The following is a 15,299-nucleotide window of genomic DNA, read 5'->3' on the forward strand; positions in this document are numbered from 1 at the left end:
CGCTCTCTTGCTCCTCAGCCCTGACGGGCCCGACCTTCTGTCAGACAACCAGGACACGGACGCAGTTGCACACACCACGTAAAACATGCCTCAAATCTCGGGTGCCCACCCGCCCATATGAGAACACTGCCGACGCACCCTGCTCGAAGCCCCTGCCATCCTGCACCGGGAGCGAGGCCGAAATGGTCCAGGACCCGCGCAGCATGACGTGGACTCCGGGCGCGCGGTACTCCGGGGTTCACTTCTACTCACAAGCCGGGATCTTCGAACTGGTCGAGGTCGAACTGGTCGAGGAGGAAGTCGACCGGTGCGAGGCCCGAGGCGGCGGGAGTGTCGCCGTGAAGTATCTGTTCCGCCCAGATGACCTTGCCGTGGGTGGTGTACCGCGTTCCCCATCGCTGGGCGAACTGCGCCACCAGGAACAGCCCCCGTCCGCCTTCGTCCGTGGTCGCCGCGCGCCGCAGACGCGGCGAGGTGCCGCTTCCGTCCGACACCTCGCAGATCAGACAGCGTCCGCGCAGGAGCCGTACGCCGACCGGCGGCGAGCCGTACCGGATCGCGTTCGTGACCAACTCGCTGACGATCAGTTCCGTGGCGAATCCGGTCTCCTCCAGCCCCCACTCCAGCAACGTCTCCCGGCAGCGCGCCCGCACCGCGGGAACCAGCGCCGGGTCCGGCGGCACGTCCCACTCGGCCACGCGCGAGGGCGGGAACTTCCGGGTGCGCGCCGTCAGCAGAGCGATGTCGTCGGAGTAGTGCGACGGCTTCAGCGCGTCGATCACCGTCTGACACGTCTCCTCCGGCGTACGGCCCCCGGACCCGTCCAACGCCCGGCGCAGCCTGTCCATGCCGACGTCCATGTCGTGGGTGCGGTCCTCCACGAGGCCGTTGGTGTACAGCACCAGTTGTGAACCCTCCGGCAGGGACAGCTCCACGGTCTCGAAGGGGTAGCCGCCCAGGCCGAGCGGCGCCGAGGTTGGTACGCCAGGACTGGTGACCGTCCCGTCCGGGCGCACCACCACCGGCTCGGGATGCCCCGCACGGGCCAGCGTGCAGGCCTCCGCCACCGGGTCGTACACCGCGTAGAGACAGGTCGCTCCGGTCACGCCCTCCCCTTCGTGGCCTTCCGTGGCATCGCCCGTGTCCTCCTCGTTGTCCATGCGCACGACCAGGTCGTCCAGGTTCCCGAGCACCTCGTCCACGGGCAGGTCCAGGGTGGAGAAGTTGTGCACCGCGGTGCGCAGCCGGCCCATCGTCGCCGCCGCGTGCAGCCCGTGACCGACGACATCACCCATCACCAGAGCCACTCGAGCGCCCGGAAGCGGGATGACGTCGAACCAGTCCCCGCCCACCCCCGCCTCCGCGGGCAGATATCGCCAGGCCACCTCCAGTGCGTCCTGCTCCGGCTGCCTGCGCGGCAGCAGGCTGCGCTGCAGCGTCACCGCCATCGCGTGCTCCCGGGTGAACCTCCGGGCGTTGTCGATGGCCACCGCCGCCCGCGCGGCCAGTTCCTCCGCGAACGTGAGATCGTCCGGCTCGAACGACGGGGAATCCACCGTCCGGTAGAAGTTGGCCACGCCCAGCGGTACGTTCCGCGCCCGCAGCGGTACGGCCGCCAGTGAACGCAACCCGCACTCCAGGGCCTTGTCGGCGCGCTCCGGATCCTGTTCCCGCCAGCCGGGTGCCTGCCGCAGGTCCGCCTCCAGCACGACCCGTCGCTCCTGCAGCGCCCGCATCTGCGGCGTTCGGCGCGCGAACGTGATCACTTCGCCGAGCGGATACACCGGAATCATCCGCCGATCGCCGCCGATCGCTGCCCGGCGCAGATGCCGCCAGCCCTCCGCCGTAGGCTCCCACCCCCGCAACACCGCTTCGAGCAGATCCACCGTCACGAGGTCGGCGAACTGCGGTACCGCCACGTCGGCCAGCTCCTGGGCCGTACGCTCCACATCCAGCGTGGTCCCGATCCCCACCCCCGCCTCGTACAGCAGCTTCAGCCGCTCCCGCGCGACCTCGGCCCGCCCCGTGACCGCCGCCAGCTCCGTGGTGTCCCGCAGGGTCACCACGCTGCCTCCCCGGTCGGCCTGCGGGTACGTCGGCCGTTTGTTCACCGCCAGCAGCCGGTGCCCCGCGAGATACACCTCATCGGTGACCGTCTCCGGCGACGTCAGCAGACACATGACCGGCTCCGGCAGTCCCAGCTCCCGCACCGGGCGCCCCCGCGCGTCCGCCGGCAGTCCGAGCAGCTGTGTGGCCTCGTCGTTGGCCAGCATCAGCCGTCCGTCGGCGCTGGTGATCAGCACTCCTTCCCGCACCGCGTGCAGCACGGCGTCGTGGTGCTCGTACAGCTGCGCCAGCTCCTCCGGGGCCATGCCGTGCGTCTGCCGCCGCAGCCGCCGGGACACCAGAGTCGTTCCCGTCACGGCCAGCGCCAGCGCGGCCGCGCCGCTGCCCAGGATGATCGGCAGCTGGGGCATCCACAGTCCCGCCACGTCCTTGACCGTGATTCCCGCGGAGACCAGGCCGACCACCTTGCCGTGCGCGTCGGTGACCGGGACCACAGCCTGTACGGCCGTCCCCCTGCCCGCGGGCAGCGGCGGCCCACCGGCCTGCTCGACGACGGTACGGCCCTTGAGCGCCGGTGCGATGGTGCCGACGAACTTCTTCCCGATCTCCCCCGTATAGGGATAGGTATAACGAATCCCCTTCGTGCTCATGACGACGACGAAGTCCACACCCGCACGCTTCCGCGCCGCTTCGGCCCGAGGCTGGAGCACCGCCGTCGGATCCCGGCTCCGCAGCGCCGCGGCCACGCCGGGGGCATTCGCGAACGACTGGGCCGCGACGACCGACTCCCGTCGCCCCTGCTGCAGAGCGTCACTCGCCGCCTGGAGCACCATGCCCACCGCCGCGGCCACGACCAGCAGGACCACGACGACGACCTGGAGAAGGAACACCTGACCGGCCGCACTGCGCAGGTCCAGCGGGGAGGCGCGACGTTCGCGCGAGGGTCCGACGGGCGGATGACGTTCCGGGCTCCGAGGATGCCCGGAAAATTCCTCCATACACCCTTGATAGCACCACTGCGGGGAAGCGGACGCTGGTCAAGCCCGTCGCCCGGCTGCCGCGTCACGGCCCACCGGAGGGCGTTCATCATCTCGCCGTATCCACGACCGGGCACCGCGCCGCACCACGGCCTGCGCTGCACCGGCGAGTGCGGCGGCTTCGAGCAGATCCCGTCGGCGAAGTTCCGGGGTCGTGGAAGGACCACTCATCGGAGCATGCTCTCTCACGGCACGAAGCCCGTTATGCCCCGATAAGATACATTTTATGATCAGTAAGGTATGGCCTCGACGTCACCGCTCTCCATACGGTGGCCGACGCGAGACCGTACTGCTGTCCCCCATACTCCTCACCGTCCTCATCGCCGGCCTGGCCTTCGCCACCCCCAGGGAGATCGCCTTCAGCCGTCTCCTGCCGGCCGCACCCGCCCTCGCCGCCGCGATGTGGCCCGTGCTCTCGACGGTCCTACTGGGGGTGTTCTGCCTGCTGGTCATGATCGGGCTCAGCCTCGTCTACTCCGATCTGGGAACGCCCTACACGGCTGCTGCGATCGTTGCGGTCACCTTGGCGGCCGCCTATACGAGCCATCTCCGACTCCAGCGAGAAGAGGCACTCTTCCAAATCCGGCTCGTCGCCGACGCGGCGCAGCAGGTGCTGCTGCGCCCGCTGCCGCGCCGGGTGCAGGACGTCGAGATCGAGTCGCTGTATCTGGCGGCCCAGGAGCAGGCCCGGATCGGAGGCGACTTCTACGAGGTGGCCGACACGCCGTACGGGGTTCGGCTGCTCATCGGTGACGTGCGCGGTAAGGGCCTGTCGGCGGTGGGGGCGGCCTCGGCTGTGATCAACTGCTTCAGGGAGAACGCGTACGACCAGCCGGACCTGAGTGGCATCATCCATCGCCTGGAGACCAGCATGTGCCGCTACAGCGTCGCGATCCTCGACCCGGACCAGCCCGAGCACTTCGCCACCGCCCTGATCGCCGAGATCCCGCACGTCGGTGGGCATGTGAAGATCCTCAACTGCGGACACCCCCCGCCACTGCTGATGCAGAGCGGAGAGCTCCGCGTCCTCGAGCCCACCGTGCCCTCGCCGCCCCTCAATCTCGCGGCGCTCCTCGGAGACGACTACCACGTCGACACCATCACCTTTGCCTCGGGCGACCAGATGCTGCTCTACACCGACGGCGTGACGGAGACCCGGGACCGCACCGGCACGTTCTTCCCGCTACCGGAGTGGATGCGGCAGCTCGGCCCGGCGGCGCCCCGTGAGCTGCTGGACCGGCTTCACCAAGACCTGCTCCACTACAGCGGCGGAAGGCTGGATGACGACATCGCGGCCGTCGCCGTCCGCTGTAGGCGCCCGGTGGCGCAAGAGGGCTCTGCGTAGGCTCTTCGCCGACACGAGCCGCTCGCGCCCGACCCTGCGCGCTGCGACCGGGTGCGCACTCGCATCTCACCGGTCCCGAAGCGTGTCGACGCGGACAGGGCCACCGGTCGTGACGGACTCGATGGCGGCGCGGGTGACGGCCATGGGCTTCTCGCAGTAGACCGCCTTGGCCGCCTTGGCCGCCGCCTCGACCAGGTCGGCATGGGTGCGGGCCGGGGTGACGATCACGACCGCGTCGACGCGCGGATCGGCGAGCAGCTCAGCGCTGTCCGTGGAGGTGGTGGTGCAACCGAGGCGGTCGCCCAGGTTCTGCGCGGCGCCCGGGGCGGGGTCGGCGATGGCGGCGAGGCGGACGCCGGGAAGGCGGTGGGCGAGGGTCTCGGCGTGGAAGGAACCCATCCGCCCGGCGCCGATGAGGCCGACGGAGAGAGGCTGCTGAGTGCTCATGCGGGTACTCCGTACGTCATGTCGTGGTCAGGGCTTCAGAGGGTGAAGGCAGAGCGGAAGCGCTCCAGGGCGAGCTCGCTGTCGCCGGAGGCCCATGCCTCCATCGCGACCGTGCCCTCGTAGCCCAGCTCCTTCAGTGTGCGGGCGATGGCGGGGTGATTGATCTCCCCGGTGCCGGGTTCGCGGCGGCCGGGCACGTCGGCCACCTGTATCTCGCCGATCAGGCCGAGCGCGTGGGCCCTGCGGACCAGCTCGATCAGGTTTCCCTCGCCGATCTGGGCGTGATACAGGTCCAGGTTCATCCGCAGACCGGGGCGCTCCACAGACTGGACCAGGGCGAGGGTGTCGGCGGCCGTCGCGAACGGTACGCCCGGGTGGTCGACGGCAGTGTTGAGGTTCTCCAGGGTGAAGACCACCCCGGCCCGCTCGCCCAGCTCGGCGAGGCGGGTGAGGGTGCGGTGAGCGTTGATCCACATCGCTCCGGTGGCCGCACCGGTCACCGGCGCCACCGGCAGACCCTTGTCGTCCAGGCCGGTGCCGTGGAGGTTCAGCCGGGGGCAGCCCAGGTGTTCGGACGCCCGGACCGACATCTCCGCCGTGCGCAGGAGTTCGGCCGCTCCCTCCTCGTCCGTCAGGCTGCCCCGGAGGTAACCGGTCATGGACGAGACCTCGGCCGGGGTCCGGGCCAGAGCATCCAGGTCGTGCCGGCTCCAGTCCCAGATCTCCACCTGGAAGCCGGCGTCGTGGATGCGCCGTGCCCGTTCGTCGATCGGCAGGTCCCGGAAGACCATTTCGGCGCAGACCGCCAGTGTGTACATCGCCATCCGCCCTTTCTCGGCAGCCTTGACTAGAACGTTCTAGCTACTAGAACGTTCTAGTTTGGTCGATGGGCAGCAGTACGCCAGCCACGGCACACAGATGTCAAGAGTTCGGTGGCCAGTGAGGGCTAGAACGTTCTATAGTCGGCCTCCGAGGAGGCGGCCTCGACCAGGGAGGACAGGTGCCCCAGACCCCGGCGGCCCCGGACGGAAAGCGGCCGACGCTCGCGGACGTCGCGGCGCGGGCGGGCGTGTCCACGGCACTGGTCTCCATCGTGATGCGCGACGCCAAGGGCGCCAGCACGGCAACCCGCGAGCGCGTTCTGCAGGCCGCGCGGGAGATCGGCTACCGCCCCGACACCCGGGCGCGGCTGCTGCGCAGCCAGCGTTCGAGGCTGCTCGGGGTGGAGTTCGGCCTTCAGCATCCCTTCCACGCGGACCTGGTCGAGGGCATCTACGCGGCGGCCGAACCGGCCGGCTACCAGATCGCGCTGAGTGCCGTGACCGCCGGACGCGGCGAGCAGCGCGCCGTCGAGACCCTGCTCGCCGACCGCTGCGAGGCGCTGATCCTGCTCGGCCCGCAAGCCCCCGCCGCACGACTGGCGGAACTCGCCGCGCAGCTGCCGGTCGTCTCCGTGGCCCGCCGGCTACGGCCGCAGGTCCCCGGTCTGGAGGTCGTGCGGACCGCCGACGACGAGGGCGCCCGCCAGGCGGTGGAGCACCTCGTCGCCCTCGGCCACCGCGACATCGCCCACATCGACGGCGGCCGGGCGCCGGGCGCAGCCGACCGGCGCCGTGGCTACCGCACCGCCATGAACCGACACGGCCTGGCCGAACACATCCGCATCCTCCCCGGCGGCCTGACCGAGGAGGAAGGCGCCGAGGCCGCCCGCACCCTGTCGACCGCCCGCCGACGGCCCACCGCCGTACTGGCCTTCAACGACCGCTGCGCGACCGGCGTTCTCGACGTCTTCCTGCGCTCCGGCATCGCGGTCCCCGGCGACATCTCCGTTGTCGGGTTCGACGACAGTCACCTGGCCCGCCTCGCCCATATCGACCTCACCACCGTCGGACAGGACATCCCCCGCCTCGCCCACCTCGCCGTCAACCGGGCCGTCGCACGGCTGGAAGGCGACCAGACCCCGGCCGGCGAAGACGTCATCGCCCCTCACCTCGTCATCCGGGGCACCACGGCACCGCCCAACTGAGACCTGACCTTCCGCGACCGGTCCACACCGGGCCAGGCCACGGCTCTTCCTGCCCGGTGGAACGCCCGGCGGTTCCACCTGCCGCGACACGGGGACGACCCGCGCGGACGCATCGTCGGCGCCGCCCGCGACCGCTGCCTCACCGCGATGACCGACCGCGGCGACCACTGACAGTGCGCCGCCCTTACCTCCGAGGGCCCCCGACAGCCTGCGCCGCGCCGACGGCCCGGACCGCTTCCCGACCGACTTCGCCGCGACCGTCCCCTGGATCGCCGACCGCACCCACGCCCGCGGGCTCTGGACGCCCTGATCGCCGAGCTCACCCGGTGCGCCGAGGGAACCGCCTTCGCCACCGGCACTCGGACGGAAGTCGAGCAGGCGTCCGTCCGCTACGAGCACTTCCGCAACAACGACGTCCTCTCGCGGACGTTCGCCGGGCACCAGCAGCGGGCCGACACCACCGTCGGTGATCCGGCGCCCGGCGTGTACCTCGGATCGTCCGACATCGGCAACGTCAGCACGAAGGTCCCGGCCATCCATCCGGTCGCCGCCATCCTGGACTCCGGCGCCTTAGACCACACGCCTGAGTTCGCTGCGGCGGCGGCCGGCCCCCGCGGCAGGCACACGATGCTCGCCGCCGAGGCACTGGCCTGCACCGCAGCAGACGTACTGCTTGGGCCCGGCCTTGCCGACAGCGCCTGGTCGGACCTGCCCCGCAAGGCGGCCGCAGGCCGCTGACGCCTCCGACTGCCCGTTCTTGGGCTGGCGGGGACCGCCGGACCCGTCAGCGCAAGCGGGTTTGGCGGCTCTGTATCGCCCCGAAGCGGTGGAGTGGCGAACTGCGGTGACGTTCCACCACTGTCACGACGTCACCGAGTCCGCCGCCTCGCCGTCGGTGGGGATGCCCAGCCGGCCCGCCACGGTGGTGAGGGCCCTTCCCAGAGGGAGCGTGACGCGGGAGAGGGCGTGCCGGTCGCCCCGGGTCGGGTCCCGGTTGACGATCAACACCGGCTTCCCGGCCTGGGATGCCTGGCGGACGAACCGGAGCCCGGACATCACCGTCAGCGAGGAGCCCAGTACCAGCAGCGAGGCCGATTCACGGACCAGCTCGCGGCAGTGCTCGACCCGCCGCGGCGGAACGGCTTCGCCGAAGAACACCACGTCCGGTTTGAGGGTGCCGCCGCAGACCGTGCAGGGCACGACGCGGAAGTCCCCGACCTGTTCGTCGGTGAGGTCGGCGTCACCGTCCGGGTTGATGCCTGCGGCCACCGGCTCGAAGTCCGGATTGGCTTCCTCCAGCCGCTGGGCGAGTTCGCGGCGCGGGCTGAGGGCGCCGCAGGAAAGGCAGACGACCCGGTCCAGGCGTCCGTGCAGTTCTGTGACGCCCTGGCTGCCGGCGGCTTGGTGCAGGCCGTCGACGTTCTGGGTGATCACACCCGAGAGCAGGCCGTGTCGCCCGAAGGCGGCCACGGCCCGGTGCCCGGCGTTGGGGCGGGCGCGGCCGAAGGTGCGCCAGCCGAGGTGACTGCGCGCCCAGTACCGGCGCCGGGCTTGGGCGCTGGCGGTGAATTCCTGGTAGGTCATCGGGGTGTGCCGGCTCAGGCTCCCGCCCTCGCCCCGGTAGTCGGGGATGCCGGACTCGGTGGAGATACCCGCTCCGCTGAGCACCAGCACGCCGCCGGTGGTCAGCGCGGCGGCGACCGGTTCGAGGTCCGTGGTGCCCGGCGGCAAGTCCTCGGTAGGGGTCCAGCTCAGAGTGGGGCGCATGCGCATGCCGCAAGGGTACGGAACGACCTCCCGTCGATCGTCGTCGCCGATCAGCAGGGTGCCGCACCGTGCTGCTGCGGCGGCCTGGCCGGTTTCGGCGTGGCCCGTTGCAGCGCCGCCATGCCCTTCCCGAGCGCATCGAACGACGCTCCGGCATCGTCATGCGCTGGACATGGCCCGGCACGGACGGAAAGAAGGGCGTCCCGGTCGTCATGCAGTGAGATGTGCGGTCGCCGCTGCGAGGGCCGCGGCCATGATGCTCAGCTGGGGATTCACCTGCGGGCAGCTGGGGAGTACGGAGGCATCTGCGACCAGAACTCCTTGTACTCCGCGGAGCCGGCCCGCCGGGTCGGCGGGGAACCGCTGGGGGTCCGCGCCGGCGGCGACCGTGCCGGTGGGGTGGTAGGCCGACAGGTGCAGCTGTCGCGCGGTCGTGGCGGCGAGAACCGCGTCCAGCTGCGCGAGGCTGCGAACCCGTGGTGCGCGGGGGAGCCCCGTGAGCACTTCCTCGGCGCCCGCGGCGAAAAGCAGCTCGCCCATGGCGCGGACGGCCTTCATCAGGCGGTCCGCGTCGCGTCGGTCCAGGGCGTAGCGGATCAGTGTGCGGTCACGGCCGAGGACGCGTCCGGAGGGGCGGTCCGCGATCATGGCGCCGAGTGTGGCAAGCCGGTCGGCGTTCTCCAGTTCGCGCCGTAGTTCGGCACCCAGCCCGGGGAGGACGAAGGAGCCCATGCCGGGCGGAGTGGCGGTGGCCTCGATGAGGATGCCTGTGTCGTGGTGTTCCTCCACGCCGACGCTCTGCAGCACCCCCTGCCAGGCGGTGACGGGCTGGGTGAAGCGTCCGGCGACGCTCGTGGCCGGGTGCACGCTGAGGTTGAGGCCGAGGCGGGGATGCCGGCCGAGGCCGGAGCGGCGCAGCAGCGGTGGGGACTGCAGTGCGCCGGCCGCGACGACGACCAGGGGCGCGAGGATCTCCGCCCCGCCGTGCTCGCGGTGCACGCGCACCCCCGCCGCCCGTGGGCCTCCGGGCCGGTCCGCTTCGACGAGGATCCGCTCGACCCGTGCCCCGGTCACGATGCGGGCACCCGCGGCGCAGGCGTCGGGCAGCACGGAGAGCTGGACGCTTTGTTTGGCGCCGGTGGGGCAGCCCACCACGCACTGGCAGGAACCCTGGCAGCCGGGTGCGTTCCGGCGCAGGGGCGCGGCCTGCCAGCCGAGTTCCCGGGCGCCGGCGAGCGCGACGCGGCCGTTGTCGCCGAGGACGTCGAGGGGTTGGGTGGCCACGTGCAGGGTGCGTTCGGTCTCGTCCAGGTACTGGGCGAAGCCGTCCGCGAGCGTGAAACCGAACTCGCTGCTCCAGCGGGCGAGGACGTGGGGCGGAGTCCGGTAGCAGGTACCGGAGTTGACGAGGGTGGTGCCGCCGACGGCTCGGCCCGTCGGTAGGAGCAGGGGTGGGGTGCCGACGGCGACGGTCGCCCCGCCGTCCCGGTACAGCTCGGTGAACCGGTCGAGGGGTGCACGCAGGCCGAAGGACTCGGTGGGGTGGTGCTGTCCCTCTTCCAGGACGACGACGTCGAGTCCCGCTCGGGCCAGGGTCCGCGCCGCCATGGCTCCGCCCGCCCCGGATCCGATGACCACGGCGTCGGCGGTGCAGCGAGCGGGCCAAGCGGAAACGGGCGTCAGGTTCAGCGGCGGGTCTGGACGTGTCAGGGCCGGCGGTACAGGGCCGTCCTGGAGCATCCGTTCGGTGCCGGCCGCCAGGAGGACGGGCACCTTCAGCACGTCCAGCAGCGGGAGGAGGGCGGGACGTGCGGCGAGCCCGCGCAGCACCAACTCCCTCTCAAGCGAGGTGAGTTGGCCGAGACGGTGTCCGGTGCGTGCCAGGGCATAGGCGTCCACGCCGCGCGCGGCTGCCCGCAGGCCGGCCCGGGCGGCGAGCGGCGTCGCGGCGAGGACCGTCTCCAGCCGGGCGGGGACGCGGCGGGGCCATTCGGTGGTGCCGTCGTCGGCGATCAGGGCGGACACGAGGCCGGCGAGAGTCATCGTGTGCCCACCTCCGCATGGGCCGTGCCGTCGAGTGTCCACTCCGCCTCGGTGCGCCAGCCGCCGAACCACCACCGCTCCAGCAGGACGTGTGAGTCGGCGCGCTCGCTGTTGCGGCACGTCGCGTGGCTGCCGTCGGGGTCGGTGTAGTCCAGGGCGAGCGTGCGGTCCGTCGGCTGCGTCACCTCGACCCGGATCCGGCGCAGCCCCGCGCGGCCGGTGACCGTCCACGTGGGCAGGCCGATGCGGGCGCGGAAGCGGCCCGCGCCGGCCCAGCCGACGGCCGGCCGTTCGGGACGGCGTGGCCAGCAGCGGCCGTTGCGGCGCAGCCGGAGAAAGACCAGGGGTGGAAGTTTGCGCAGGCCGGGACGCATGGATACGGCCGCGACGATTTCCAGAACGTCTCCGGCGCCGAGGTCGGCGTGCAGCCAGGCCCAGCGGCGGGCGTTGCCGTGACCGTAGATCCGGGCCGAGGCGCCCGGCGCCGCGGTGAGCGTCAGCGGCGTGCCGTCATGGCTGAAGGTGCCGTCGTAGAGGGCCCGCGCGGCCGGGAGCATGTGGGCGGCCGGCAGCAGCGGCCGCCTCCACGACCAGCGGGGAAAGGTGAACAGCGGTTGGTCCGCCGCCCGTTCCGAAAGGTCCCAGCGCAGGGCGCCGTCCGCCGCGGATCCGGTCAGGCGTCCGGGCCGGACCGTGACCCCGTCGGCCGTGAAGCCGGACTTCTCGGGAGTCCACCGGGCCGGGCCGAACCGGGCGTGCCGCACGGGGCCGTCCTGGGGAAAGACGGCCGCCCAGCCGTGCGCGTACGGCGGGGATCCGTCGGCCGGCGCGGTCAGTTCGTGATGCAGCCACAGTCCGCTGCCGGAGTCCGGATCGGTGACGGTGGTGTACCAGACCTCGGTACGGCCCGGCTCACCACGCCAGCGGGGCGCGAGCAGGGCGCCGGGATCCTCTTGCCGCGGAAAGCGGAAGCCGGCGAGGAAAGGCAGGAGTTGGGTACCGAGGGGGAAGCGAAGGGTGCCGGTGCCGATGGGCACCGCGTCCTCGTAGACGGTGTACGGCAGCACGGTCATCGAGGTGAGGGGTCTGCGCGGGGTGATGGATTTCCAGCCGTCAAGGGTGAGCCGTCGGCCGTCGGCGGTGAAGGTGATGCGGTAACGGATGCGGCGGCGCGCGACCGGGGAGATCTCCAACTCGCCCTGGGCGTCGGGGTCGTCGGTCCATCCGGTGACACGGATCCGGCCGGTGGCGCGGGCACGGGTGGTTCCGAGGAGCCTCAGGAGGCGGTCCGCGGTGACGGTCAGATCGAGGCGGACCCGGCGGGCGTGGTCCTCGTCGTCGAGCGTGAGCGTGCCGAGCATGGTCTCGCTGAAGCGGGTGCCACGGGCTGATGAGCCGCTGTCGTTCCTCGCCCCGCTTGCGGTCGTGTCCGTGCTCATGCGAGAGCCTCCAGCATGATCCGTTCGGTCGCCGTCAGATACTGCTCGGCCGCCCGCCGGGCGCCGGACTCGTCCCCCGCCCCTACCGCGTCGACCACCGGCTCCAGGCGTCCGTGGGCCACCTGGGCGTCCTCGAACGGTGCCCTGAGTGCCGCGCGCACGGGCAGATAGGCGTTGAAGAGGGTGTTGGTCAGCAGGACGTAGACGCGGTTGCCGGTGGCGCGTGCCAGGGCTCGGTGGACCTCGATGTCCGCGAGCTGGACGGCATCGGCGTCCGCCGCCTCCTCCACGCCCGCCAGGAGTGTGCGAAGCTCCGCACGCTGCCGGTCGGTGGCCCGGGCCGCGGCGCGCTGGGCGATCAACGCGCCGATGTGGCGCCGCACTTCGAAGACCTCGCCGATCCAGTCGGGGCTGTGCCGCACGAGCATGGGCAGCAGGTCGGCGCCGCCCAGGCGCAGGTAGTCCCGTACGCGGGTGCCGACACCGTGCCGCGTCTCCAGGAGTCCGGCCTGCGCCAGACGCCCGAACGCATACTTGAGAGTGGTGCGCGTGACGCCGTAGCCGTGGGCGAGCGTGCGTTCAGGCGGCAGATAACCGCCCGCCGGGTGGTGTCCGGTGAGGATGTCCTCGCGCAGACGGCTCTCCAGGACATCGACGATGGTTTCGCGGGGCAGTGCCTCCACGCAGTCCTCCCGGTGGCTCAGTGGCTGAGCCACTCAACCAACATCTGCCTCCGGAGTCAATGGACATGACAACATGAACTTTTCCGTCCTGGGCCAAGTTCTGCCGCCCGGCGTGACCGCCCCGCGCCCCGGCACGAGCCGGGTCAGGCGGCTCTACCTTCTTGAGCGGGTTGATCGAGCCATTCGTAGGGTTGGGTCGCCCAGGGGTGCTGGGTGTGGCTATCAGGCGGCTGCCGTCTCGTGGTTTCCCTGGCTTCGCCGCCCGGCACCCCACGACGACTCGGCCGCCGATTAGGAAGTGCGAACAAGTCGCTGTGTAGAGCAATGCCGGCGAGGTCGTCCGTGGCACGAACAGAACGAACACGCACGACAGGAGGGCGATGAGCCGGATATGGGCGGGGATCGACAGCGGCAAGGGCCACCATCACGGCCTCGCCCTGGACGCGGACGGCAAGACCCTGCTGTCGCGGCGGGTCGCCAACGACGAGCCCGAGCTGCTGAAGCTGATCGGTGACATCCTGGACCTGGCCGATGGCCGTGAGGTCACCTGGGCCATCGACATGACCGGCGGCGAGCCCGCGTTGCTGCTGGCCCTGCTGGTCAACCACGGCCAGGAGGTCCTCTATATGCCCGGCCGGCTGGTCAACCGGGCCAGCGACGGCTACCGCGGCGAGGGCAAGACCGATGCCCGCGACGCCTACGTGATCGCCGACCAGGCCAGGATGCGCCGCGACCTGCGGCCCATCCGCCCCGGCGACGAGGCCGCAGTGGAACTCAAGCTGCTGACCGGACGCCGGGCCGACCTGGTCGAGGACCGCACCCGCGTCGTCAACCGCCTGCGCGGCACTCTGCTGAGCATGTTCCCGGCCCTGGAACGGGCCCTGGACGTCACCAACACCGGCCCGCTCAAACTGCTGACGGGCTACCAGACTCCGGCCACGATCCGACGCGCCGGCACCACACGGCTGACGACGTGGCTGGCCAACCGCAAGATCCGCAACGCGAGAGCCCTGGCGGAGGCGGTGGTCGAGGCCGCCGAACGCCAGCACACCGCTGTCCCGGGGGAGAAGACCATCGCCAAGCTGGTCCACACCCTGGCCGAGGAGGTGATGGCCCTCAACGAGCAGGTCTCCGAGATCGACAAGCTCATCGAGGGCCGGTTTCGCGAGCACGAACTCGCCGACATCGTCCTGAGCGTCCCGGGGATCGGCACCGTCCTCGGTACGGAGTTCCTTGCCGCCGTCGGCGGCAGCCTGGACGAGTTCGACTCCCCGGACGCCCTGGCGGCCTTCGCTGGCGTCGCCCCCAGACCGCGCGACTCGGGCAAGGTCAGCGGCAACCTGCACCGGCCGCTCGTCTATCACCGAAGGCTCCAGCGCGTCTTCTACACCTCTGCGCTGGTCAGCGTCCGCTACGACCCGAACTCGCGGAAGTTCTACGACCGCAAACGCGCCGAAGGGAAGAAGCACGTCCAGGCCGTGCTCGCCCTCGCCCGCCGACGGGTCAACGTCATCTGGGCCCTGATCCGTGACCGACGGTGCTACGAAATCACACCACCGGTCACGACGGCCGCTTGACAACAGCATTAGGAAGCCGAGGGGCGGCTGTTCTGATTGACACGGAAGAGGTTCGAGGGGTCGTACATGTCCTTCACCCTCACGAGCCGCGTTCTGCGCGGTCAACCTGAATCCGGGTGCCGCGGTGGCGGCCCGCTCGACGAACAGGCGCACGGAAGGGAACCGGCCGAGCTCGGCCGGATCGGGCAGCCGGCTTGGGTCGGGCAGGACCAGAGACGGCACCCGGAACGTACGCTCGCCGTAACTGCGCAGTGGCTCCCTGCTGGTCGCCAGCAGGGCGACGCCCGGACAGTGGGCCATGACCTGCGAGGCGAGGGCCGTGCACGCGTCGACCAGATGCTCGCAGTTGTCCAGCACCAGCAGCATGTCCCGGCCGTGGAGCTGAGCGATCAGGGCTTGCCCCGCCCTGTCGGACGGCGGGAGCTGCACTCCGGTGGCAGCGGCGACCGCCTCGGCGACGAGATGCGGCTCCGTCAGGGCGGCGAGGTCCACGAACGACGCCCCGTCGCGGAAGCCGTCGGCCCGGCGGGCCGCCACCGCGAGGGCGAGCCGGGTCTTGCCGCAGCCACCGGCTCCGGTGAGGGTCAGCAGTCCGCCCCGCCCGAGCGACTTCTCCACCTCGGCGATCTCGCGCTCGCGGCCGATGAGAACGGTCGCGGGTTTCGGCAGCGGAGGTCGCGGCCGTGCCGGCCGCTGCTGATCGGGCTCGACCGAGCCGGCCTGCAGGGTGCGGTAGAGGCGACGCGTCTGCGGGTCGGGGTTGTGAACAGCTGCGCGGAACAGCGTATGAGTGTGTTCTGGCGCGGATGAGTGAGTGTTCGGGCTGTGGTGGGCGTACGGGGAACGATAGTTCTCTCATCGAATGGGT

At 71.2% G+C, this 15,299-nt stretch carries 12 protein-coding genes and 1 pseudogene; 4 read left to right on the forward strand and 9 right to left on the reverse strand.

Annotation, left to right across the window (positions count from 1 at the left end; translation table 11 throughout):
* Positions 1 to 248: 248 nt before the first annotated feature.
* A complete protein-coding gene (locus AB0M27_RS42705; protein WP_365730802.1) occupies positions 249 to 3,065 on the reverse strand; it encodes a SpoIIE family protein phosphatase in 2,817 nt (938 codons plus the stop codon).
* Between the two features lie 265 nt (positions 3,066 to 3,330).
* Between AB0M27_RS42705 and AB0M27_RS42710 the strand changes: the two genes are divergently transcribed.
* Complete coding sequence (locus AB0M27_RS42710; RefSeq protein WP_365730804.1) at positions 3,331 to 4,449, forward strand: PP2C family protein-serine/threonine phosphatase; 1,119 nt, start codon at positions 3,331 to 3,333, stop codon at positions 4,447 to 4,449.
* A 66-nt stretch (positions 4,450 to 4,515) separates the two neighbouring features.
* Here the strand turns inward: AB0M27_RS42710 and AB0M27_RS42715 are convergent, their stop codons facing one another.
* Together AB0M27_RS42715 and AB0M27_RS42720 are read right to left on the reverse strand one after the other, a co-directional pair.
* Entirely contained in the window at positions 4,516 to 4,896 is a 381-nt protein-coding gene (locus AB0M27_RS42715) for a Gfo/Idh/MocA family oxidoreductase (protein ID WP_365730806.1), read from the reverse strand.
* 35 nt (positions 4,897 to 4,931) lie between these two features.
* Positions 4,932 to 5,720: a TIM barrel protein gene (locus AB0M27_RS42720; protein ID WP_365730808.1), complete on the reverse strand. Its 789-nt coding sequence runs from the start codon at positions 5,718 to 5,720 to the stop codon at positions 4,932 to 4,934.
* 176 nt (positions 5,721 to 5,896) lie between these two features.
* Here AB0M27_RS42720 and AB0M27_RS42725 point away from each other — a divergent pair, with 176 nt between their 5' ends.
* A complete protein-coding gene (locus AB0M27_RS42725; RefSeq protein WP_365730813.1) occupies positions 5,897 to 6,922 on the forward strand; it encodes a LacI family DNA-binding transcriptional regulator in 1,026 nt (341 codons plus the stop codon).
* A 483-nt stretch (positions 6,923 to 7,405) separates the two neighbouring features.
* Positions 7,406 to 7,660 (forward strand): hypothetical protein, encoded by a 255-nt coding sequence (locus tag AB0M27_RS42730; protein WP_365730815.1) that lies wholly within the window; start codon positions 7,406 to 7,408, stop codon positions 7,658 to 7,660.
* Positions 7,661 to 7,783: 123 nt separating this feature from the next.
* Here AB0M27_RS42730 and AB0M27_RS42735 read toward each other — a convergent pair whose 3' ends face one another.
* The 4 genes from AB0M27_RS42735 to AB0M27_RS42750 form a co-directional block, all read right to left on the reverse strand.
* A complete protein-coding gene (locus AB0M27_RS42735) occupies positions 7,784 to 8,695 on the reverse strand; it encodes an NAD-dependent protein deacetylase (protein WP_365730817.1) in 912 nt (303 codons plus the stop codon).
* 204 nt (positions 8,696 to 8,899) lie between these two features.
* Complete coding sequence (locus AB0M27_RS42740) at positions 8,900 to 10,732, reverse strand: GMC family oxidoreductase (protein WP_365730819.1); 1,833 nt, start codon at positions 10,730 to 10,732, stop codon at positions 8,900 to 8,902.
* Positions 10,729 to 12,171, reverse strand: a complete 1,443-nt coding sequence (locus tag AB0M27_RS42745) for a hypothetical protein (RefSeq protein ID WP_365730821.1) — start codon at positions 12,169 to 12,171, stop codon at positions 10,729 to 10,731. Before AB0M27_RS42745 ends, AB0M27_RS42740 begins: the two co-directional genes overlap by 4 nt.
* Positions 12,168 to 12,854: an FCD domain-containing protein gene (locus AB0M27_RS42750; protein ID WP_365730824.1), complete on the reverse strand. Its 687-nt coding sequence runs from the start codon at positions 12,852 to 12,854 to the stop codon at positions 12,168 to 12,170. Before AB0M27_RS42750 ends, AB0M27_RS42745 begins: the two co-directional genes overlap by 4 nt.
* Before the next feature lie 380 nt (positions 12,855 to 13,234).
* Here AB0M27_RS42750 and AB0M27_RS42755 point away from each other — a divergent pair, with 380 nt between their 5' ends.
* Positions 13,235 to 14,431 carry an IS110 family transposase gene (locus tag AB0M27_RS42755; RefSeq protein WP_365730826.1) on the forward strand — a complete coding sequence of 399 codons (1,197 nt, stop codon included), beginning with the start codon at positions 13,235 to 13,237 and terminating at the stop codon, positions 14,429 to 14,431.
* 8 nt (positions 14,432 to 14,439) lie between these two features.
* On the opposite strand, the gene AB0M27_RS42760 is transcribed toward AB0M27_RS42755, so the two are convergent.
* On the reverse strand, positions 14,440 to 14,499 hold the full coding sequence (locus tag AB0M27_RS42760) for a hypothetical protein (protein WP_365730828.1): 60 nt from the start codon (positions 14,497 to 14,499) through the stop codon (positions 14,440 to 14,442).
* Between the two features lie 313 nt (positions 14,500 to 14,812).
* Positions 14,813 to 15,049, reverse strand: a pseudogene (locus AB0M27_RS42765) (hypothetical protein); the annotation flags it as partial.
* Positions 15,050 to 15,299: the final 250 nt, after the last annotated feature.

It is taken from the genome of Streptomyces sp. NPDC052107 (assembly GCF_040680215.1).
Classification (GTDB): Bacteria; Actinomycetota; Actinomycetes; order Streptomycetales; family Streptomycetaceae; genus Streptomyces.